The organism is Maridesulfovibrio sp. (assembly GCF_965230075.1).
Lineage (GTDB): Bacteria > Desulfobacterota > Desulfovibrionia > Desulfovibrionales > Desulfovibrionaceae > Maridesulfovibrio.
This window is the reverse complement of the sequence record NZ_OZ245945.1, coordinates 714,225-735,475: the sequence shown is the minus strand read 5'-3', so window position 1 is coordinate 735,475 and position 21,251 is coordinate 714,225. Positions and strand designations below refer to the sequence as shown.

The 21,251-nt window shown below is 48.6% G+C and carries 20 protein-coding genes; 7 read left to right on the top strand and 13 right to left on the bottom strand.

Annotation, left to right across the window (positions count from 1 at the left end; translation table 11 throughout):
* Nucleotides 1–59: 59 nt before the first annotated feature.
* Together dsrB and dsrA are read right to left on the bottom strand one after the other, a co-directional pair.
* On the bottom strand, nucleotides 60–1,205 hold the full coding sequence (gene dsrB / locus ACO05Z_RS03250) for a dissimilatory-type sulfite reductase subunit beta (RefSeq protein WP_421900454.1): 1,146 nt from the start codon (nucleotides 1,203–1,205) through the stop codon (nucleotides 60–62).
* A gap of 15 nt (nucleotides 1,206–1,220) precedes the next feature.
* Nucleotides 1,221–2,534, bottom strand: coding sequence for a dissimilatory-type sulfite reductase subunit alpha (gene dsrA / locus ACO05Z_RS03245; protein ID WP_421900452.1), 1,314 nt, complete (start codon nucleotides 2,532–2,534; stop codon nucleotides 1,221–1,223).
* 386 nt (nucleotides 2,535–2,920) lie between these two features.
* Here dsrA and ACO05Z_RS03240 point away from each other — a divergent pair, with 386 nt between their 5' ends.
* Both ACO05Z_RS03240 and ACO05Z_RS03235 read left to right on the top strand, forming a co-directional pair.
* On the top strand, nucleotides 2,921–3,577 hold the full coding sequence (locus ACO05Z_RS03240; RefSeq protein WP_421900450.1) for a YkgJ family cysteine cluster protein: 657 nt from the start codon (nucleotides 2,921–2,923) through the stop codon (nucleotides 3,575–3,577).
* Between the two features lie 10 nt (nucleotides 3,578–3,587).
* On the top strand, nucleotides 3,588–3,857 hold the full coding sequence (locus tag ACO05Z_RS03235) for a hypothetical protein (protein ID WP_421900448.1): 270 nt from the start codon (nucleotides 3,588–3,590) through the stop codon (nucleotides 3,855–3,857).
* Nucleotides 3,858–4,091: 234 nt separating this feature from the next.
* Here ACO05Z_RS03235 and ACO05Z_RS03230 read toward each other — a convergent pair whose 3' ends face one another.
* Nucleotides 4,092–4,496 carry a DUF523 domain-containing protein gene (locus tag ACO05Z_RS03230; RefSeq protein WP_421900446.1) on the bottom strand — a complete coding sequence of 135 codons (405 nt, stop codon included), beginning with the start codon at nucleotides 4,494–4,496 and terminating at the stop codon, nucleotides 4,092–4,094.
* Between the two features lie 96 nt (nucleotides 4,497–4,592).
* On the opposite strand from ACO05Z_RS03230, the gene ACO05Z_RS03225 reads away from it, so the two are divergent.
* Nucleotides 4,593–5,942, top strand: coding sequence for an L-serine ammonia-lyase (locus ACO05Z_RS03225; RefSeq protein WP_421900444.1), 1,350 nt, complete (start codon nucleotides 4,593–4,595; stop codon nucleotides 5,940–5,942).
* 97 nt (nucleotides 5,943–6,039) lie between these two features.
* Here ACO05Z_RS03225 and ACO05Z_RS03220 read toward each other — a convergent pair whose 3' ends face one another.
* The 6 genes from ACO05Z_RS03220 to ACO05Z_RS03195 form a co-directional block, all read right to left on the bottom strand.
* Entirely contained in the window at nucleotides 6,040–7,785 is a 1,746-nt protein-coding gene (locus ACO05Z_RS03220) for a phosphoenolpyruvate carboxykinase (RefSeq protein ID WP_421900442.1), read from the bottom strand.
* A 360-nt stretch (nucleotides 7,786–8,145) separates the two neighbouring features.
* Nucleotides 8,146–9,273: a sodium ion-translocating decarboxylase subunit beta gene (locus ACO05Z_RS03215; protein WP_421900440.1), complete on the bottom strand. Its 1,128-nt coding sequence runs from the start codon at nucleotides 9,271–9,273 to the stop codon at nucleotides 8,146–8,148.
* A gap of 9 nt (nucleotides 9,274–9,282) precedes the next feature.
* Complete coding sequence (locus tag ACO05Z_RS03210; protein WP_421900438.1) at nucleotides 9,283–9,561, bottom strand: OadG family protein; 279 nt, start codon at nucleotides 9,559–9,561, stop codon at nucleotides 9,283–9,285.
* Between the two features lie 34 nt (nucleotides 9,562–9,595).
* Nucleotides 9,596–11,425 carry a biotin/lipoyl-containing protein gene (locus ACO05Z_RS03205; RefSeq protein ID WP_421900436.1) on the bottom strand — a complete coding sequence of 610 codons (1,830 nt, stop codon included), beginning with the start codon at nucleotides 11,423–11,425 and terminating at the stop codon, nucleotides 9,596–9,598.
* Nucleotides 11,426–12,138: 713 nt separating this feature from the next.
* The gene (locus ACO05Z_RS03200) at nucleotides 12,139–12,315 is read right to left on the bottom strand and encodes a FeoB-associated Cys-rich membrane protein (protein ID WP_421900434.1); all 177 of its coding nucleotides are present in this window, start codon (nucleotides 12,313–12,315) and stop codon (nucleotides 12,139–12,141) included.
* 133 nt (nucleotides 12,316–12,448) lie between these two features.
* Nucleotides 12,449–12,622, bottom strand: coding sequence for a hypothetical protein (locus ACO05Z_RS03195; protein WP_421900432.1), 174 nt, complete (start codon nucleotides 12,620–12,622; stop codon nucleotides 12,449–12,451).
* Between the two features lie 229 nt (nucleotides 12,623–12,851).
* Here ACO05Z_RS03195 and ACO05Z_RS03190 point away from each other — a divergent pair, with 229 nt between their 5' ends.
* Nucleotides 12,852–14,477 carry an ATP-binding protein gene (locus ACO05Z_RS03190; protein WP_421900430.1) on the top strand — a complete coding sequence of 542 codons (1,626 nt, stop codon included), beginning with the start codon at nucleotides 12,852–12,854 and terminating at the stop codon, nucleotides 14,475–14,477.
* Between the two features lie 145 nt (nucleotides 14,478–14,622).
* Nucleotides 14,623–15,231 (top strand): cobalt transporter CbiM, encoded by a 609-nt coding sequence (gene cbiM, locus ACO05Z_RS03185; RefSeq protein ID WP_421900428.1) that lies wholly within the window; start codon nucleotides 14,623–14,625, stop codon nucleotides 15,229–15,231.
* Nucleotides 15,232–15,470: 239 nt separating this feature from the next.
* Here the strand turns inward: cbiM and ACO05Z_RS03180 are convergent, their stop codons facing one another.
* From ACO05Z_RS03180 to ACO05Z_RS03165, 4 genes are all read right to left on the bottom strand, one after another.
* The gene (locus ACO05Z_RS03180; RefSeq protein WP_421900426.1) at nucleotides 15,471–15,854 is read right to left on the bottom strand and encodes a hypothetical protein; all 384 of its coding nucleotides are present in this window, start codon (nucleotides 15,852–15,854) and stop codon (nucleotides 15,471–15,473) included.
* Between the two features lie 9 nt (nucleotides 15,855–15,863).
* Nucleotides 15,864–16,799, bottom strand: coding sequence for a hypothetical protein (locus ACO05Z_RS03175; protein WP_421900424.1), 936 nt, complete (start codon nucleotides 16,797–16,799; stop codon nucleotides 15,864–15,866).
* 191 nt (nucleotides 16,800–16,990) lie between these two features.
* Nucleotides 16,991–18,361, bottom strand: a complete 1,371-nt coding sequence (locus tag ACO05Z_RS03170; RefSeq protein WP_421900422.1) for an MATE family efflux transporter — start codon at nucleotides 18,359–18,361, stop codon at nucleotides 16,991–16,993.
* A 192-nt stretch (nucleotides 18,362–18,553) separates the two neighbouring features.
* A complete protein-coding gene (locus ACO05Z_RS03165) occupies nucleotides 18,554–18,826 on the bottom strand; it encodes an HU family DNA-binding protein (RefSeq protein ID WP_015850656.1) in 273 nt (90 codons plus the stop codon).
* A 482-nt stretch (nucleotides 18,827–19,308) separates the two neighbouring features.
* Here ACO05Z_RS03165 and ACO05Z_RS03160 point away from each other — a divergent pair, with 482 nt between their 5' ends.
* Together ACO05Z_RS03160 and groL are read left to right on the top strand one after the other, a co-directional pair.
* On the top strand, nucleotides 19,309–19,581 hold the full coding sequence (locus tag ACO05Z_RS03160; protein WP_421900420.1) for a co-chaperone GroES: 273 nt from the start codon (nucleotides 19,309–19,311) through the stop codon (nucleotides 19,579–19,581).
* Nucleotides 19,582–19,628: 47 nt separating this feature from the next.
* Nucleotides 19,629–21,215, top strand: a complete 1,587-nt coding sequence (groL, locus tag ACO05Z_RS03155; RefSeq protein WP_421900418.1) for a chaperonin GroEL — start codon at nucleotides 19,629–19,631, stop codon at nucleotides 21,213–21,215.
* The last annotated feature ends 36 nt before the right edge of the window (nucleotides 21,216–21,251 follow it).

Below are 21,251 nucleotides of genomic sequence, written 5' to 3'. Positions count from 1 at the left end.
TTTCTTTTTTAAAGGGGCGCGGCAAAATGCCGCACCCCGTATTTCTCAATTCGAACTAATTAGAACTTGAACTGAGTGGACTGACGCCAGGTGTAGTAAGCGGGATCACGGAAATCATCGATCAGGTGAGGAGTGAACTCCAGACCGGTTTTCTCGAAGAAACGTTCCCAACCAATACGCTCTGCCCAGTCACCCAGACGCTCGTACTTGTTAGCTTCAGCTTTGTAGACTTCCACGATCTGGCGGATAGTCTTGGTAAGTGTGGGCCAACGAGGAGGTTCGTTAGGAATAAATGCAACAACAACTTTGGAGAACTTAGGCATGGAGATACGGTTAGAAACCTTACCACCAACCATCAGTGCGATACCGTCACCTTCCTTATCGGAGAGGGGCAGGGAGGGGCACATGGTGTAGCAGTTACCGCAGTACATGCAGCGCTCTTCCTTAATTGCAACAGTCTTGAACTGCTTACCATCGATTTCGACCTTAGAAGGACGAACAGCACCGGTGGGGCAGGAAGCTACTGCAAGAGGAATTTCGCAGAGGTTGTCGAGGTACTCGTGGTCAATGATGGGGGGCTTACGGTGAATACCGACAACAGCGATGTCGGAGCAGTGGCAAGCACCACACATGTTCAGGCAGCAAGCAACAGCGATACGCACGGGTGCGGGCATGTTGTGGCCGGTGAACTCATCAAAGAGGTCATCCATGATGACTTTAACAGTACCGGAAGCATCGGTAGCGGGGGTGTGGCAGTGAACCCAACCCTGAGTGTGAACGATGTTGGATACACCAGCACCGGTACCACCGATGGGGAACTTGTAGGAACCACCTTCGAACTTGCGGGAAAGCAGGTCGTCTTTCAGCGCAGCAACTTTGTCCTTGGAATCAACCATGAACTCAACGTTGTTACGGGTGGTGAAACGGAGGTAGCCGTCGCAGTGTTTGTCTGCAACTTCGCACATCTCACGGATCAGAGTGATACTCATGAGGCGAGCGGTACCACAGCGGACTGTGTATACTTCATCTCCGGATTCAGCAACGTGAACCAGGATGCCCGGCTCAAGGATTTCGTGGTAGAGCCACTTGCCGTAGTTGTTCTTGATAACCGGGGGCAGGAACTCTCTGAAGTCGCGAGGTCCAATGTCCGAGATCCGGTTTTCCATCGGTTTGTCTGGATTGTAGCCAGAAGAAACGAACGCCATGTCTGTCCTCCCGTATTATCTCTGGTGTCTTTTTCTGTATTCGTTAACGTCACGTTCCCAAGGACCATCAACATCTTCAGCTTTCCAGAAGATGTAGGGGTTGTGTCTGGGTTCCTGAACGTGTCTGGGATCAGCCTTGATTCCGGTAACTTCGAGAAGCTTCTGGAAGCCCATGCGACGCATGGTCTCACCAAGACGCTCACGGTTTTTACCTTCTTCCATCCACCAGTCCCAAATGTTTTCAACAACTTCCTTAACTTCGTCGAAAGGCTCTTCAACCTTGATGAAGGGTACGAGGAGGGAGCTGAGCTGGGGACCGTCGAGGATCGGAGCTTTAGCACCACAGAGGATGGATGCGCCGCGATCGTTACCGATCATCAGTGCGCGAGGCATGGTGTTGATGCAGTGCATGCAGTGCATACATTCTTTGTCGTTGATTTCCAGTTTGCCGTCAGCGTACTTGATGCACTTACCGGGGCAGAGGTCTACAACTTCTTTCTGAATGTCAAATGCACCCCAGTCACGGCCGGAGTGAGCGCCAGCGTTAGGCTTGAACTCACCACCAACGTAAGCTGCAACAGCTTCCTGGTCGATGCGGATTTCGTCTTTCCAGATACCTACAACAGAGAAGTCGGAACGTGCGAGTGCACATACGCAGCTGTTGGGGCAAGCATCAAATTTGAATTTGAACTTGTAGGGGAAAGCGGGACGGTGAAGTTCGTCCTGGTATTCCATGGTCATGTCGTAGCAGAGAGCCTGAGCATCGTAACAAGCGTACTCACAACGGGACATACCGAGGCAAGCTGCGGGGGTACGCAGGTTGGAGCCGGAGCCACCGAGGTCAACGTCTGCATTGTGGGTCAGTTCAAAGAAAATTTCTTCGAGCTGAGGAGTGGTGGTACCGAGGAAGACGATGTCACCGGTAGAACCGTGCATGTTGGTCAGACCGGAACCGCGCATATCCCAAATGTCGATGATCTTGTTCAGGAACTCGGTGGTGTAGTATTTAGCGGTGGGCTGTGCAACACGAACGGTGTGAAAGTGTGCTACGCCGGGGAACATTTCGGGCTGGTCACAGTAACGACCGATAACGCCGCCGCCGTAACCGAAAACGCCAACGATACCGCCGTGTTTCCAGTGAGTTTCACCATCATTGTAAGACAGCTCGAGAACACCGAGAAGGTCATCACAAACTTCGACGGGAATCTGATAATTCACGTCCTTCTCGTTTTTTGCTCTAACTTCGGCTTCTTGTTTTACGTCGGACACGAAGCTAGGCCAAGGCCCGCTTTCAAGCTCGTCCAACAAGGGAGTTTTGTGTTTCGCCATTCCCTTAAACCTCCATAAAGTTTAATAAGATATACCTACCAATACAAATTAGGCATCCGGTACGTCAGCCGGCTAAACCGGCTTTAGCCCGGTTGCTTTCCTCTCTTAGTGCGAGACCCCGTCATCATTACGATGCAAGGGGAGGGAAAGATACCCTTAAGTGAAAAAAAACACAACCTATTGTGCTGGATAATTAACTAACACGCCGAACACGCCCGTTGTCAATACATGATTCAAATTATCACGATTGATAAACTCGGACTTGCCAAGCTAGCCGGATTCAGCGTATTTACTCATCCCGAACACAAGGTGCGTCAGTAGCAGATATTTCCTACAAAAATTTTCGATAACCAGCAACATAAACTTGAAAAAGTGATTCTTAAAATATGAACGAATGTAAGCAATGCGGTACCTGCTGCCGTAAAGGCGGCCCCGCACTCCACACTCAGGACCTGCCCCTGCTCAAAGAAGCAGACGGCATAGATCTTACTGATATTGTTACCCTTCGCAAAGGCGAACTGGCCTATGACCAGCCAGTTGGTGCGGTAATTCCTCTTGATGAAGAGATTCTCAAGATTAAAGGGGCCGGTGGCGAATGGATCTGTAAATTTCTTGCTCAGGCATCAAATGTCTGCCGTATCTACAAGAACCGCCCTCTTGAATGTCAAAAACTTTTCTGCGAAGACCCGGAACCGCTGATGGAAATTTACAGCAAGGACCGTATTTCCAGAAAAGACGTTCTTCCCGAAGGTCATCCGGTACTTGAACTCATCGCAGACCATGACAAAAAATGCGATCCTAACAAAATGTCCGAGCTTGCAGCAGCTGCTGTTGAAAACTGGGATGAGAGCGAATCCATTCAGTCCGACCTGCGCGAAATGCTTATTTTCGACGCATCTGTCCGCGAACTGGTTATGGAAAAAGCAGGGTTACCTGAAGAATCCATGGATTTCTTCTTCGGTAGACCCATGACCGTCCTCATCAAAGGGTACGGCATCATCGCCACTCCCAACGGAAAATCTTTTTCACTGCGTAAACTTTAAGGATTATATAATGAAAGACCATCTCGGACTTTATTACTACCCGTCCCTGCAGACCCGTGACACCAAAATGTACGTGCGCGAAAATGAAGGATCAATTGAGTTCAGACTCTGGTCCAACGACAACCCAACCATTTGGGATCAACACGAGTGGCTGCCCTATGACGTGATCATGGAAGCTGCTGAAGAATACAAAAAGCGCGGCTCAGACCGTAACCCGCTGGCACTCTACGATCTCAACGTAGCCCAGCAACTTATTAAAGAAGATAAGATTACTCATTAAGAATTTAATGTTGCGCTACGCGCTTTAATTATATGAGTTTGCCTCCGGCGGCTTAAACCCTTTGAAAAAGGTTTGTTCTACTGTCGTTATCCCTAAGATTCGAAGCAAAGCTTCTCACCTAAGGGCTAATGCAAGAATCCCAAACTTTTTTAGTATGGCTTCGCCGTTTCATAAGGCTAATCTTGCTTTATAAAAAAATATCCCGAAAATTTTAAATAATTTCCGGGATATTTTTTATTCTGTTTCCAGCTCGAAACCTTCTTCCCTTAGCATGGCGGCGAATAAACCGTCACCATCGATTAAATTTCCCTTGAAAGTTCCGTCGTAAATCTTACCGATACCACATGATGGGGAACGGGCTTTAAGGATTGCTTTCTTGCTGCCCACAAGTTTTGCCAGCTTGATGGCTTCTTCTGCTCCACGCCTAAAATTTTCAGTTACGTCTTCCCCCTGATCGCTGACAACTTTTCCTTCCACTATTTCACATGGAGGACGCGGTGTGGTCAATCCGCCAAGCTGTTCCGGACAGACCGGAATGGCCTTGCCCTCGGCCACCAGTTTCATGACCCTTTCATCTGCATTGTCCCCACCGTCGTAACGGCAACAAAGTCCGGCCAGACAGCCGCTTACTATATACATACTTGTAACCTCCGAAAAACGGATCTGCATTGTTAGGCTTTACGCAATGTGCTAATGATAAATTTCATAAACAATTTCCACGGTCAAGGAGGAGTTATGACCGCCATCACCACATCTGTTTTCGAACTATTCAAAATCGGCCCTGGTCCTTCCAGCTCCCACACCATCGGCCCCATGAAAGCCGGGTACAATTTTCACCAGGCTGTGGCGGACCTTTCACTTGATACCCAGCCGGACAATATTGAAATCCGACTTTACGGCAGCCTGAGCGCCACCGGGGAAGGCCACGGGACTGACCGAGCTGTGGTTGCAGGCTTACTTGGCTTCAGGCCGGATAATGTTAAATGCGATTTTCTTGATTCCCTTGCCGATGGTTCTGCGCACCAATTTAAAAGTGGTCAAATATCACTACCTCTAAGCGTTAAAGATGTTATTTTTGCCGAGGTAGAAAACAATTTTCCTTATGCAAACACCCTACTTTTGCGACTGCGTAAAAGCGAAGAAATTCTTTTTGAGCAGGAATATTACTCTATCGGCGGAGGCTTTATAAAATGGAAAGGCCAGCAGCCTGAAATACCGCGTGTTCCTTCACATAAATATTCCAACATGAGCGAGCTTAAAGCCATCCTCACTGATGATGGGTTGCGCATGCATCAGGCTATTCTCGCCAACGAAACAGCCATCAGCGGAATTTCAGAGGAAGAGGTATACGAAAAGCTGGACGCTATTCTTGATGCCATGAAACAGGCAGTGGAAAACGGACTCGCCGCAGAAGGCACCCTGCCCGGCCCCATCGGGCTGCACCGCAAGGCCAAACGTCTTTTTGGCAACAGTTCCAAACCCAACGGAGCCGACACATTTCTGCTTCGCTTAAACGCCTACGGTTTTGCCGCATCCGAAGAAAATGCTGCCGGACATATCGTTGTCACAGCTCCTACTTCCGGTTCTGCCGGAGTCATCCCAGCTGCTGTCTATGCCCTTGAGGAAGATTTAGGTATCAGCCGCGAGAAAGTGCGCGAAGGAATGCTTGTTGCGGCTGCTCTCGGTTTTATTGCCAAGCACAACGCCAGCATTGCCGGAGCGGAGGTAGGCTGTCAGGGTGAAGTCGGGGTGGCCTCGGCCATGGCAGCCGGACTGATCGCCTACGCCAACGGGCACCGTTTCTGGCGCACGGAAAATGCAGCTGAATCAGCCCTTGAACATCATCTCGGCCTGACCTGCGATCCCGTCGGCGGCTATGTTCAGATACCTTGCATTGAACGTAATGCCATGGGCGTGGTCAGAGCCTACAATGCCTATCTCATCGCCTCCGTTGAAAATGAAAAATTCCATAAGGTCAGCTTTGACGAAGTTGTACAGGCCATGGCGCAAACCGGGAAGGATATGAATAATAAATATAAAGAGACTTCGCTCGGCGGTTTGGCTGTATCTGTACCTAATTGCTAAGATTCATTTCAAAATTTATAACTAAAAAAAGATCGCAATATCTGTACAGATATTGCGATCTTATTTTTTAACTTAACACAAGCAGGTAATGAGATGCTTATTTAAACCAACCTTTAATGTGCAGAGCATTGGTCAGTTTAGCCAGCAGTTCGGGCTTGCAGTTGAGATCATCGGTCTGCTCAAGGAAATGCCTGCGCTGTGCAAAGCGGTCCTTGAGAGTCTGGAAGTACTCGGCGCGATGTTCCACGTTAGCCGGATTGTAGGTGTCGTAGAAACCAGGCAGCACTTTCTCCATGCAATTACGCTTGGGAATCTGCGCACCGGGCAGCAGGTCCCAATCTTCCCATTCCAGCTTGTCAGTCAGGATCATGGTCTGCAGGGTCAGTGAAGTCTGCAGGGGAATGGGATTGAGGTCGGTATCGGAAGAACGCCAGAAACCGACGGAGTTGAAGCTGTAACCGTGTGCACCGCTGTCAAAGACATGGGCGAAAGCTTCAACATCCTTCCAGAGTTCGTAAACACGGAAGGGGTTGGCGTAAGGAATGAAAACCAGCTTCTTAAGTTCTTCCTCGGAAACGTTTTCCGCGAGGTTACGCTTGGTCATCAGAGCCGCACCCATTGCTACCGCAAGGTAGGTATCGGTAAAGCGGATGATCGGCGGCAGGCAGGTATCCTTCATGAGCCAGCAAAGGGAATCCGGGAATGTACAACGGTTGACGTGATCACCGATAACATCGCGGTCGATGAGTGCGCGGCCGTTGGGGTTACGGATATCCTGACCGAGAGGCATGACCTTGCCGTCGATTTCAAGCATGGCGTGGTTCATGACGGAAATCATGTATTTCCAGTCCGGGTTGCCCAAGGGGCGAGAGTCGGTCTTATCAAAAAGAGTCGGTTCCCATGCGCGGCAGACGCGGTTCTCAGTGTCGATCTGAAAAGCGTCATCGTGCAGGACTTTCTTGGCAAAACCTTCAGGCAGGGTTCCGCCGTTGTCATGGGAGTTGGTGTGGGAAGATTTCCCGGTACCGGAGAGACCGAAGAAAGCGATGGACTTCTTGCCCAGCTTTTTAATTTCAGCATCCGGGCAATTGTCGAAATCAATTTCCTTAATACCACCGTGGCAGGCAGCCATGCCTACACGGATACCGGAAGTCCATGCGAGAGTAAGAGTTCCCTTCTTACGCTCACCAAAGTAGCGCATACCGAAATTGTAGATAACGTTGCACTCTTCATCCACGAGGGCCAGCTGCGGGTTGCCCTGATTGTGGTAGAAGGGATCATCGTTGCGCCAGAGGTTGTCACCGATAATGATGATATCCTGAATGGGCAGTTTCGCGCTCTTGGCGTATTCTTCTGCCAGTTCATCAAAGGGGGTGAAGTTTACCAGCCAGTTGAAAATATTGGCAGCATCATCTTCGCCGCCGAGAATAGTGGCCTTGATCATCAGGTCTTCATCCAGACCGACAATTGCCTCGGCCTTAATGAGCGGACGTTCCTGCATGTCGGAGATTGCTTCCCGTAAATCTCCAAGAACCTTGCGCTGGTCCGGTCCGTTCAGACGGTTGTAAAAACGGCGGGCCATGGCGGTACGGCCGACGATCTTTCCGTGGCAATGGTTGAGCAGTTTTGCTCCCTCGGGCAGGCCGAGCCTTTTTGCCGCTTCAGGATAAATAGGATGGTCTGTTTCCATAACATCCCACTGCTTGCGGGCAAGCTCATAGGCTTCTGCCGCATTAACTTTTCTTACCCGTTTATCTGCAAGCAGAGTTTCCGCAATCGCCCGGAGAGGCGGAATCTTGGAAAGGTCATCTTTGTAAAACTCATAGGTTGACTGACTAGCCACTGTTTTTTCCTCCAAAGAAAATGTAAGTCGTCACGACTTCTGGAAGTCGCCATTAACGCCATTTGCGATAAAATGCCACTGTTCATTTGCTTAAAATTAATAAGTTTTCCCTAATGAACAGCTTCCCTGTTCGGCTTCGCAAATTTTTACACAATAAGACCAATAATGTTCACACTTCCCCCTGCCGGGGTATCACAAATGAAAAGGCGCATTCCCTGAGGGGAATGCGCCTTGAATTCGGTCAATTTCGACCTGCTGTTTCCAGCTTGCTTTCCGGTTTTCCGTTATTCACCGCCGCAAGCTTACGTTTGCGTTTGGTCATCACGGTTTGTTTGGAAAGCGTATTCATCCTTAATTCTCCTACATTGCCAGAACGGACCAGAGAACACCTGCACCAACTGCGGAACCGAGAACCCCGGCTACGTTGGGGGCCATGGCGTGCATGAGCAGGAAGTTATGGGGGTCTTCGTCACGAGCGACCATCTGAACGACTCGTGCTGAGTCAGGAACAGCGGATACGCCGGCAGCGCCGACCAGCGGGTTGATTTTGTCTTTGCTGAATACGTTCATCAGTTTGGCAAAAGCCAGCCCACTGGCGGTAGCAACACAGAAAGAGGCAGCACCCAGCCCGAAGATGAGCAGGCTGTCAGGAGTCAGAAAAGTCTGAGCCTGAGTGGATGCACCTACGGAGAAACCGAGCAGGATGGTAACAGAGTCAATCAGCGCGGTACGCGCAGTCTCTGCCAGACGCTCGGTAACGCCGGATTCTTTAAGCAGGTTACCGAAGAAGAGCATACCAACCAGTGCCAATGAGCCCGGTGCGATAAGCGCGGTAATGATGAAGCCGCCCACCGGAAAAAGAATCTTTTCACGGGTAGTAACTTCACGGGGTGCGCTCATGCGGATGAGGCGCTCTTTCTTGGTGGTCATCAACTTCATAATCGGAGGCTGGATGACTGGAACCAGTGCCATGTAAGAGTACGCGGCAATGGCGATAGCCCCTAGGAGATGCGGTGCCAGCTTGGAGGAGAGGAAGATGGCCGTAGGCCCGTCCGCCCCGCCGATAATGCCGATAGCACCGGCCTCACTGGGGGTGAAGCCCATATACATGGCTCCGATGAGGGTTGCGAAAATACCCATCTGGGCTGCTGCGCCGAGCAGAACCAGCCTCGGGTTGGAGAGCATGCACGAAAAATCGGTCATGGCCCCGATACCGAGGAAGATCAATGGCGGGAAGATCCCTGCACTGACCCCGAAGTAGATATAATAAAGTACGCTGCCTTCGTCATAGACGCTGAGCGGCATCCCCGCGATGGAGGGGATGTTACCCACGATAGCCCCGAACCCGATGGGCAGGAGCAGCAGCGGCTCGTAGTCCTTAATAATAGCAAGGGCGATAAAGATGATCCCGATGACAATCATAATGAAGTTGCCCGGGGTCATTTCCGCAAAGCCCGTTGTGCTTAAGAAGTGCAGAAGTATATCCATAACGTCTGTCTAGCCCTTGTTTTTATGCAGATACGCCACTGCGGCAGCCACAATTTCCGCTTCCGAAAGTCCGGTCTGGACCTGAGGAGCAGGAGCATTAGCCACCGGCCCGGTGTGATGGGCGGAAGGCGGAATTATCTTATTTAAGAACGCGGCAAGCTTGGGCAGCAGCGCAATGTAAACACTTACCAGAATCAGGGCTGTGAATACGATACACATACCTGTGATGGAAAGAGCCACGCCGTTACCCGCGACCACGTTGTCCCAGCTGAACAACATCTGTTGCATTACTTATCTCCTATTTAGCTTATCTGTCAGGAGACTAGACTGTCATCTGAGCCAGAGGCTGTCCCTGCTGAACCTGATCACCCGCGGTAACGGAGAAAGAGGTCACAGTTCCTGCCTTGTGCGCCTTAACTTCCATTTCCATCTTCATGGCTTCCATGACGATGATGGTCTGCCCTTCCTGAACCTGAGTGCCGGGATCAACAGCCATCCTGATAATCAGGCCGGGCATGGGAGCGGCGATAGGTTCGGTTGCACCTGCGGGTGCTGCAGCAGGAGCTGCGCCGCCTGCAGCGGGAGCGTCACCGGCACCGATGTTGAAGGACTTGCCGTTGATGGTTGCGGTGGAGCCGTCCACATTAACTGTGTAGGACTGGCCGTCCACAGTAACGTTAACAGGTCCGGAACCGGAACCGCCGCCGACAGATGCGCCCAGCTTCTTGAGTTGCTCGGCTTCAACATCCTTCTTGTAGCGGATACCGATACGGGCATCGCCTTTGAGGTAGCTGACGCCTTTATCTTTACAGGTAGCAACGATGAAGATGTTTTCGTCAGTAAGCTCGAAACCTTCTTTTTCACAGATTTCGCGTGCAGGTGCGAGACCTTTGGAAGGATCTGCGTCGTTGATTTCAAGCGGAGTCTTCTTGGTCGGTTCAAGTTCCATCTGCTCGGATGCAAGCTTGACGATTTCCGGATCAGGCTCGACCGGAGTCTTACCGAAGTAACCCAGAACCATTTTACCGTAACCGTCAGCAAACTTCTTCCAGGGACCGAACATTACGTTGTTGAAAGCCTGCTGGAAGTAGAACTGGGAAACCGGGGTAACGGAAGTACCGAATCCACCCTTACGCACAACTTCACTCATTGCGCGGATGATTTCGGGATATTTATCCATGAGACCGTTATCGCGCAGCATCTGGGTGTTCGCAGTCAATGCGCCACCGGGCATGGGGCTGAAAGGAATCATGGGATCAACCTGAGTCGCTTCGGGCGGCAGGAAGTAATCCTTCATGCAGTCACGGAAGACGTCTTCGGCCTTGATGATTTTATCGATATCTACATCAATAGTGTAGTCGGTACCACGCAGGATGTGCCACATGGTAATGATATCGGTCTGGCAGGTACCGCCGGAAGCGGGAGCCATGGACAGGTCAATGGCATCTGCGCCGGCTTCGATAGCAGAGTGATAGCAGAGTCCGCCAATACCTGCTGTCTCATGAGTATGGAAGTGAAGCAGTACATCTTCGGGCAGCATCTTCTTAGCAGCCTTAATGGTCTCGTAGACCTTGGCCGGGGTGGATGTGCCGGATGCATCTTTAAAACATACGGAATCAAAAGGAATATCCGCATCAAGAATCTGACGCAGAGTCTTCTCGTAAAATGCGGCATCGTGTGCGCCGGAACATCCCGGAGGCAGTTCCATCATGGAAACTACAACCTGATGTTTAAGTCCGGCATCGGCAATACACTGACCGCTGTAGATCAGATTGTTGACGTCGTTAAGAGCGTCGAAGTTACGGATGGTGGTGATGCCGTGCTTGGCAAAAAGATCGGCATGGGCTTTGATAACGTCACTGGGCTGGGATTCAAGTCCGACAACGTTAACACCACGAGCGAGTGTCTGAAGGTCGGCATCGGGACCTGCGGTCTCCCTGAACCTGTCCATCATATCAAAAGCACATTCATTGGAATAAAAATAGAGGGCCTGGAACCGTGCGCCCCCGCCAGCTTCGAACCAATCAACCCCTGCTTCTCTTGTTGCTTCAACAGCAGGCAGGAAATCATCGGTTTTAACCCTGGCTCCGTAAACGGACTGAAAGCCGTCACGGAAGGCAGTACACATGAACCTAATCTTCTTCTTGGCCACTTCCCCTCCCTATGGTCTGAGAATGGAATAGAACTCCACAAGCGGGGGAGCCTGCGGATACACATTCTTGTTAAACCCAAATTTTTAAAAGGAAACCAGTAATTTACGAGAACGAATTCGTCTAGCCTGAAATAAAATGTGGCAATGAGACGAGCTGAAAGTAACAAGTACTTAACACAATCCTCTGACAATTTCAGCAAAAAAGAGTGGCTAAAAAAAATTTTAGTGAGTAAGTTTAAAAATTGCCTTTTCATGAGACCCGTTTTCGACCCCAGACAGAAACGAACACCATCAAACTAAACATATATACCACTGATTTTATTGTTTTTTTAAACTTAAGAACATTCCTTACCCTTTACGTCACTCTTTAGCAAATCTGCAATCTCATTTTCATTCATCCCTATTATTGTTGATGTAAAAGTTCACTATCGAACCCAATTTCAAGCGAAAAACAACATATTTGAACATTTTTTCACAATACGATTTACATTTTTGTTTTTATACATCTAAAAGGCTTCCTTTGGGCAGAAAACCTACTGCTAAAGTAGCTAATTATGAAAACAGCAATCATTTATACGTGTATGCCTGTCAGAACAAAAAAAAGCCGCCTGCAGAATGCAGACGGCCAAATGTATCGAGTCTATCGCCAGAATTATAAGATTAGGCAAAAACACGCTTAACAAACTATAATAACAGAACTTTATTAGATATTACTACTTTTGTCGAAGATCATCGATGCAATTATTCCCTTCACCGCAACAACCTGCTCCATCTTTGGAAGCAGAGCAGTCACAACCACAGCCGCAACCGCCCCCTCCTTTACCAAACCATTTTCTGGCCAGATATATTACAGCTATTCCAATAGCACCGAATACTATTAAATTTTCCATCAAGGACTCCGTTGATAGGGGATTTCAATTTCACTTTAAATGTAACCCCGATTGAAACGAAGTCAACCCTTATAAAAAAACTCCAACCTTAGTCGACAAAAAACAGACACATGAATAGTCCAACTTTTACGATCTAGGCCACAAAATCCTGAAACATACCCAAAATTTTATTTATCGGGCCGGGAAAACGTTCCAAAAGAGTCTGGCAAGCTATGTAAGAAGCAACCAGAAAAGCTGCAAATCCCCCCCAGACCACAACATCGAATAAAACGGGTATGGTTTTCTCAGAAAAAATTTTTTTTCGCATTTCTTACCTCCTGCAGCAAAGAAAGCAACATACATACCAATGAACATTAAGAACGGTTAACCACATAACCTCTCAAAATAACGAGCTATTAAACATACCCCTCACTATTTAACCCTTAGTCATAAAATTGGCAGGAACTTTATTCCCAACGATTTAAATCCCCACTGTGCATGAGCGGTGCAATATGGCATATTTAAGGAAGCTTCATGAAAAACTTGGGATGCATATTATGGAAATGAGCAAAGAACAGTTGGTTAAAGAACTGGAACAAAGGGACAAACGCATAGCTGAGCTTGAGAGCCAGCTCTACGGTACAGATAAGTATCTTGAAAAACGCTTCAGGAAGCTTATCGATCACGTTGAGATGGTCTCCGTTCAGGGATACGACAAAAGCCGCCGGGTAGTATTTTGGAATAAGGCCAGCGAAAAGTTATATGGATATTCGCGGGAAGAGGCGCTTGGCCAAAAGCTGGAGGACCTGATTATCCCAGACTATATGCGTGATGGCGTGATCAGCCATATCAGCGACTGGCACGAAAAGGGAATCCGCATTCCAGCCGGAGAACTGGACTTGATCCGCAAGGACGGCAGCGCAGTGCCTGTATATTCAGCCCACGTCATGCAGAAGAATCCGGACGGTTCAAAGTATATGTACTGCATTGACGTCGACCTCACTGAGATTAAAAAGGCACACCGTCAGCTGATACGGGCCAAGGAGCAGGCAGAGTTAGCCAACAGAGCTAAGAGTGAATTCCTTGCAAACATGAGTCATGAAATCCGCACTCCACTTAACGGTGTGCTGGGCATGCTGCAACTACTCAAGTCTACCCCGCAAAGTAAAGAACAACTTGAATACATCGACCTCGCGGTCATGGGAGCCAAGAGGCTAACTACTCTACTCTCAGACATATTAGATCTTTCGCGGGTAGAAGCGGGCAAACTCGCTGTCGACCCTGCTCCTTTTGACCTGCCGGAACTTCTGCAAAATCTAGTCGATCTATACAAACCTTCTGCCCAGCAAAAAAAACTGGCTATCGACTTATCATTTCACCCGGCTACAAAACAGAAATTAACCGGGGACTCTTCACGCCTGCAACAGATTCTGACCAACATCATAAGCAACGCGATTAAGTTTACGAATACAGGAACCATAAAAATAGAAGCATATCCCTTGCCCCATGCTGCTGCCGGTACAACCAAAATCCTATTCAGCATCAGTGATACCGGCCCGGGAATCCCTGACAGCAAAATGGAGGAGTTGTTTGCGCCCTTCGTACAAGTAAGTGAAGGTTATAGTCGTCACCACCAAGGGGCCGGACTAGGTTTGACTATCTGCAAACAGCTTGTGGAACTAATGGGTGGCAATATTGCCATTGAAAGTGAACTGGGCACAGGAACAACAGTATACTTTTGTGTCCCCTTTGGTATCCCAACTTTTACTAAATCAACAGCACCAGATATGGAAACAACCAAGACTGCAAAAAATAAACTTAAAATTCTTTTGGTAGAAGACGAACCCATAAACAGACTAGCGGCCAAACGACAAATGGAATTAGCCGGGTGCGACGTAACGGCTGTAGAAAACGGGCAGATAGCCGTAGACACCGCAGCTAAGGAAGAGTTCAATATAATAATGATGGACATCCAAATGCCGATCATGGACGGAATTACTGCCACTCAAGCCATTAGGAGCGGAGAGGCTGGTGAGAACATGAAAGATATACCCATCATCGCCATGACAGCCTATGCCATGAAAGGCGACCGTGAGAAATTTCTTGAATCCGGCATGAACGATTACCTAGCCAAACCTATCGACAACAAAAACCTTCTGAAAATGCTCGACAAATACCGTTAAAAAGTCACATAAACAAAGAATGCAAGCCCCCTGCTTGACACGCTTTCTGCTGTGCTATACTTTCAGAAAAGGTATGCAGCTCAGACCTCACAAATAAAAAAAGAGGTTAAGTCTGCCCTACTCATTATTAATAAGGAATAAGAGTATGCACATATCAGAAGGAGTCCTTTCACTGCCGGTACTTGCCAGCGGTGCGGCAGTAGCGGCAACAGGAACCATGATCGGCCTGCGAAAGCTTGACTCGGAAAAACTTGTTTCCGTAGCCCTGCTTTCCTCAGTCTTTTTTATTGCCTCACTGATCCATATTCCAATCGGACCTTCCAGTGCACACCTGATCCTTAGCGGCCTCATGGGACTCCTTCTCGGCTGGGCAGCATTCCCGGCAATCCTGACCGGATTACTGTTGCAGGCGGTCCTCTTTCAATACGGAGGCTTGACGGTAATCGGAGTCAATACCGCGACTATGGCTCTCCCCGCAGTGGCTTGCCATTATCTGTTCCGCCCGCTGCTAAATAAAAATTTCTTCAGCATGAGCCTCGGAGCCTTCCTTTGCGGGGCTGTATCCATAGCCCTTTCCGCCCTACTGACCGCGCTGGCCCTTTCTTTTACTGATGAGAGCTTTGCTTCAGCTGCACAGATGATTGTTTACGGGCACATTCCCATCATGGTAATCGAAGGCTTCATTTGTGCCTCGGCATACGGGTTCCTGCAAAAGGTCAGACCGGAAATGCTGCTGGCTACTCAGGAAACGTAAAATCAGTTTAAATAAAAACTAAGGCCGAATCAGGATTTTCCCGATCCGGCCTTTTCTTTTGACTAATATTTCTTGCAGACTATTTTCTTTTTCTACTCACCAGTCCGATCAAAGTGGCAAAGGCGAACAGCCCCCACTCCAGACCAAAACCGGCAGCAGGATTCATAACGCACCCGCTTCCGCCACTTACAGAACCAAGCGCAGCAGGGTCCTTGATAGAGCCAAAAGCACGGTCTTCGTCATAAATACCGTTGTCTTTTAACGTAGTTAACCCAGTAATTGGTGCCTTGAGTCAGGGTAGCCCCCGCATCAACGTAGTTTCCATTATCATCTTCCAGCCACCAAGCTCCCTCGGTGTCAGGATCTATTGCTGTGGAATACCCACCAAAGGCCATACTGGTTCCATTGGTATCAAAGCACTTATACAACCGTACATCACTGGTAGTGCCGTTCAGACTGGTCGAATTAAAACGGAAAACTCCGTTTGCACCATTGCTATCTACTGTCGCGGTAAAAGATCCGACCGGTGCTCGCAGTTCAAAGTTGGATGGTGTCTGATAGGTCTGTTGCAACACAGTGTCGGTGGTGGCATTTTCAGTATTTGAAGAAACCGAAACAGTCACTCCGCTCTGCTAATGGTCGGAAGGACGCACGTATCCACCACTTTCCATTGCCAGCGAAAACGGGCTTGAAAAATCCCCGCTGGTATATGTCCATTGCGGCTCGACATCTAAGTTGTCGGTAGTCTTATAAGCATTTATTTTACCTGAACCATACTGAGAAGCATAGATATAGCCATTTTTCACTGCAAGACCGTACGGACTGTTCAATCCTGTTGAACCACCGGAAATTGTAGCTGTGGGATCTATCGCCCCATTGGTTGAAATAGGAAAAGTCATAATCCTATTACGGCTATCGCTCACATAGACCACATCACCTTCAACAGCCAATCCATAAGCACCAGTAAAAGCTGTAGTCTTATGTTCAATAACCCGCTTAGGCCTAACATTTAAACTGGCTGTTTTATCGAAAATACAAATCTTGGTGCCATCACTCACAAAAAGTTCAGAACCCGAAATAGCTAATGTCCAAACTTCACCAAGACTCACATCCCCAAAGTCGCAACTGATGGTCCTTTTGGGGCCAACATCGCCGCTATCATCAATATTAAAAACCTTAATTTGGCCTTTTCCGCCTATTGTATCACCAACGAAAACTTCATCCCCGGACACAGCCACCCCATGAGGGTAGGTAAGGCTTGTAATTTTACGTTTAGGATCGACATTTCCGGTAGCTGTAACATCGAACACAAGAAGCGCGTGATGACCATGATCATTAGTCGCAAACAACTCATTGTTATATACACATAGACCGAAGACATCAGCTGATGTGAGCAAAGTCTTTGTACCGGCAAGATGTCTTTTGGAAGCAGGATCAGGATGATCTGCGGTATCGATTGTTGTGATAGAATCTGTACGTACATCAACAACGTACAAATCCTCTGCATAGGCAGACACTGCGAAACCAAGTAACAGAACAAAAAAAAGGCTAAAAACAGATCTAGACAAAGCTCCTCCCCGTAAGAACTTTTATATATCAACCTTTAGGCCCTAACCGTATATACCTATCCATGTAATAGATCAATTAAATATAAATACAATGCTTCAATAGACAGGAGCACATTAACAACTAAGCATAAGTAAAGCCGGATCAAGACAATCTTGATCCGGCTTCATCAGTTACATCTAAGAATATTATCTTACTCAATAACCTTCATACTCTCCCAACTTCCGCCCCTAAAGCGCCAGTAAAAAGCAAGCGCCAAAACAACTACATACAAAGTAAAGATCGTCCACAGAAAATAAGGTCCGGAAGGATAAACTTCCACTCCCATGTAGCAAGGGATAACCATTACTACGATGCAGCAAAGCCCAACGCTTTTCATAACGTAAACCACATCACCAGCCCCTTTTAAGGCACCGGAATAGACAAGAGCTGTACCGTCAAAGAGAATATAAGCAGCGGTAAAAAGCAGAAAATGAGTACCGTAATCCAGCACGTCAGCAAATACTGCATCAGTAATATTATCCGGACGGAACAGGGACAAGAGCAGTTCCGGGAAAACCAGATAGATCAGCCCCATAAAGAGCATCCAGACAGTGGTGATATGCAGCGCGCATTTGGTTGCCCGCCGCGCATAGTCCGGCCTGCCCTGCCCGATGGCTTGCCCCACTAGGGTGCTGACCCCTACGGCAATACCATAAGCCGGAAAAAAGGAGACGCCATCAATGGAGAGGACAATATTGCTGGCCGCAAGGATAACAGTTCCCAGTCGTCCGACCATGTACACAAAAAATGTAATGGCAAAGATATCGAGAAAAAACTGCACCCCATTGGAAAGCCCGAACGAGATAAACCGCTTGAATAACGCTGGATCAAAACGGAAATTACTGCGGGTCTTGAAAGCTGTTTCATTAGCCTTGTTGAAAATAAGCGGGATATAAATGCTTACAATCACCGCCCCGGCAGTAAGCGTAGCTATGGCAGCCCCTCGGATACCCATTTCAGGGATGAACCAGAATCCGTTGATAAGCGCATAATCCAAGGGGATATTAACAGCTGCGCCGATCATATTGACCACCATGACCGTGCGGGTCAGCCCGCGTCCGGCAAAGAACCCGGAAAGTGCTGTATCAAGTACAGGCAGTCCAGCACCGAGCATGAGGATGCGGAAGTATTGAATCTCAAGTTCCAGAACTTCAGGGGGATGCCCGCCTCTTTCCAGAAGCGGAGTCAGCCAGAAGCCCATGACACCAAGGATCACCCATGCTCCGATGGAGAAATATATACCCTGCCAAAGGCTGGAGGCTACCCGTTCCGGCCTTGCAGCCCCGGTGTACTGGGCGATAAATACATTAATATAACTGGCCACTCCCATGAAAAAGGAAATGAACAGAAAGGACATGATCCCTGCAGGCAGTGCGGCGGCAATAGCCTCCATGGAATAGCGTCCGAGGAAAATGCGGTCGGTGACCTGCATTATGGTGGTGGAAGCCATACTCACAGCCAGGGGCATACTTATATCAAGCACATGCTTGTATCCGAATGGTTTATTCCATAACGATTTCATATATCAACTCCGATAGCTTGAAACTCAGCTAGATATTATAATTAATTAGCGCATGACATTTTTTATCATCTTCAACCGGAAGCGCAGTGGAGCGAGAGGAAGGCTATGAGTATTCCTATATATTGTACACATAAAAAAAAGCCGTTTCCGGAGTTACCCGGAAACGGCTTTTAAACTTCGTCAGAACCAGAATTATTTAACTGCGTCCTTGAGGAATTTTCCGGGAGTGAATTTTACGCCACGGGAAGCGGGAATCTGGATTGCTTCGCCGGTCTGGGGGTTGCGTCCGGTGCGTGCGGAACGCTCTACAGTCTTGAATGTACCGAAACCTGTAAGGGTAACATTGCCTTCTTCTTTGAGGCCATCTTCAATTGCGCTGAGAACGCCGTCCAGTGCGGCAGATGCGTCTTTTGCACTCAGCTCCAGTTTTTCCCGGATTTTCTTTACAAGAACAGTTTTACTCATAGTTAACTCCTTCAAAAGTATTTTTCCCGCGCTTAAGCGGCGGATGTCCGTACCCCTTAAAGCCCACTACACCAGAAATTTAGAAAAGGCCATAGCGAAAAGTAAATCTTAACCAGAGAAGACATTATATTCAGTAAAAAGCACAAAAAAGAAACTTTTCGCCGGTGCAGCGGGCCCGTAAAATCAGGGCGGAATGGGCGGCTTACAAGCATTTACAAAGGAATGTCAAGCAGATTGCGCCAAAAGAACAGCATGATCTCAAAATTGATTCAAATCTCATAACCTGAATTGACTTAAAAAAAGCAGCACTTTTTTCGAATCTCGGTGTTGACATATGCGCAGGCTGTCTTAATTTATGTCAGCTTCTACGGAAGCATCCGGCCTGCTGAGATACGCAGGCTTTGAAATTTAAAAGTACGATCCGCCATAACTTCGCGGATTACTTATCTTATCTAAAAAAGTTTATTTATTCTGGAGGAACCATGAATCTCAAGCCTTTACAGGATCGTGTACTCATTAAGCGTGTAGAAACTGAGCAGAAGACCGCCAGCGGCATCATCATCCCCGATTCCGCAAAAGAAAAGCCCATGAAAGGTGAAGTTGTTGCTGCAGGTCCCGGTAAAGACAACACCCCCATGACCGTTAAAGCCGGCGACGTAGTTCTCTTCGCAAAATACGCTGGTAACGAACTGAAAATCGACGCTGACGAATTCATCATCATGCGCGAAGAAGAAATCCTCGCAATCGTCGAGTAATATCCCCTTAATAAATTAATTTTTTCCAGATCAGGAGAATATAAGACATGGCAAAAGCAATTGAATTTGACGTAACTGCACGTGACCGCCTGAAAAAAGGTGTAGACACCCTCGCAGAAGCAGTAAAGGTTACCCTCGGACCCAAGGGCCGTAACGTTGTTATCGAAAAATCCTGGGGCGCTCCCACCATCACCAAAGACGGTGTGACTGTTGCTAAGGAAATCGATCTCGAAGACAAGTTCGAAAACATGGGCGCACAGATGGTTAAGGAAGTTGCTTCCAAGACCAACGACATCGCAGGTGACGGTACCACCACTGCTACCGTTCTGGCCCAGTCCATCTTCGCAGAAGGTGTAAAGCTTGTTGCTGCAGGCCGTAACCCCATGTCCATCAAACGCGGTATCGACTCCGCTGTTGAAGCTATCGTTGAAGAGCTCGGCAAACTTGCCAAGCCTACCCGCGACAAAGCTGAAATCGCTCAGGTCGGTACCATCTCCGCTAACAGCGACTCCACCATCGGTGAAATCCTCGCTGAAGCCATGGATAAAGTAGGTAAGGAAGGCGTTATCACCGTTGAGGAAGCCAAATCCATGAAAACCGAACTGGACGTTGTAGAAGGCATGCAGTTCGACCGCGGTTACCTCTCCCCCTACTTCGCAACCGACACCGACAAAATGGTTTGCGAATTCGAAGATCCCATGATCCTTCTCGTTGAGAAAAAAGTTTCCAACATGAAAGAACTGCTCCCCATCCTCGAGCAGGTTCTGAAAATGTCCCGTCCCCTGCTCATCGTAGCAGAAGACGTAGACGGCGAAGCTCTGGCTACTCTCGTAGTTAACAGACTGCGCGCCAACCTCAATGTTTGCGCTATCAAGGCTCCCGGTTTCGGTGACCGCCGCAAGGAAATGCTCAAAGACCTCGCAACCCTCACCGGTGCGACTGTTGTTTCCGAAGACATCGGCCTCTCCCTTGACGCTATGACCGTTGAAGGTCTGGGTACCGCAAAGCGTGTACGCGTAGACAAAGAAAACACCGTTATCGTAGACGGTGCTGGTTCTGTTGATGAAATCAAAGCACGCGTTAAGCAGATCGAAGCTCAGATCAATGACTCTTCCTCTGACTACGACCGCGAAAAACTGCAGGAGCGCCTCGCCAAAATGGTCGGCGGTGTTGCAGTAATCAAAGTCGGCGCTGCTACCGAAGTTGAAATGAAAGAAAAGAAAGCTCGCGTTGAAGATGCTCTGAACGCAACCCGCGCAGCTGTTGAAGAAGGCATCGTAGCTGGTGGCGGTACCGCTCTCGTACGTTGCGCTAAAGTCCTCGATGACCTCAAAGCAGGCAACGACGACGAACTCGCAGGTATCAACATCATCCGCCGCGCTGCACAGCAGCCCCTGCGCATGATCGCTGGCAACGCCGGTTTCGAAGGTTCCGTTGTTGTTGAGAAAGTTGCCGCAGGCAAAGACGGTTTCGGTTTCAACGCCGGTACCGGTGAATACGAAGACCTCATCAAGGCCGGTGTTATCGACCCCAAAAAGGTTACCCGTATCGCTCTCCAGAACTCCGCTTCCGTGTCCAGCCTCCTGCTGACCACCGAATGCGCTATCTCCGACGCAGTCGAAGACGAAGAATAGTTCTGATATATAGGTTAGTTGAAAGGCCCGGCAACG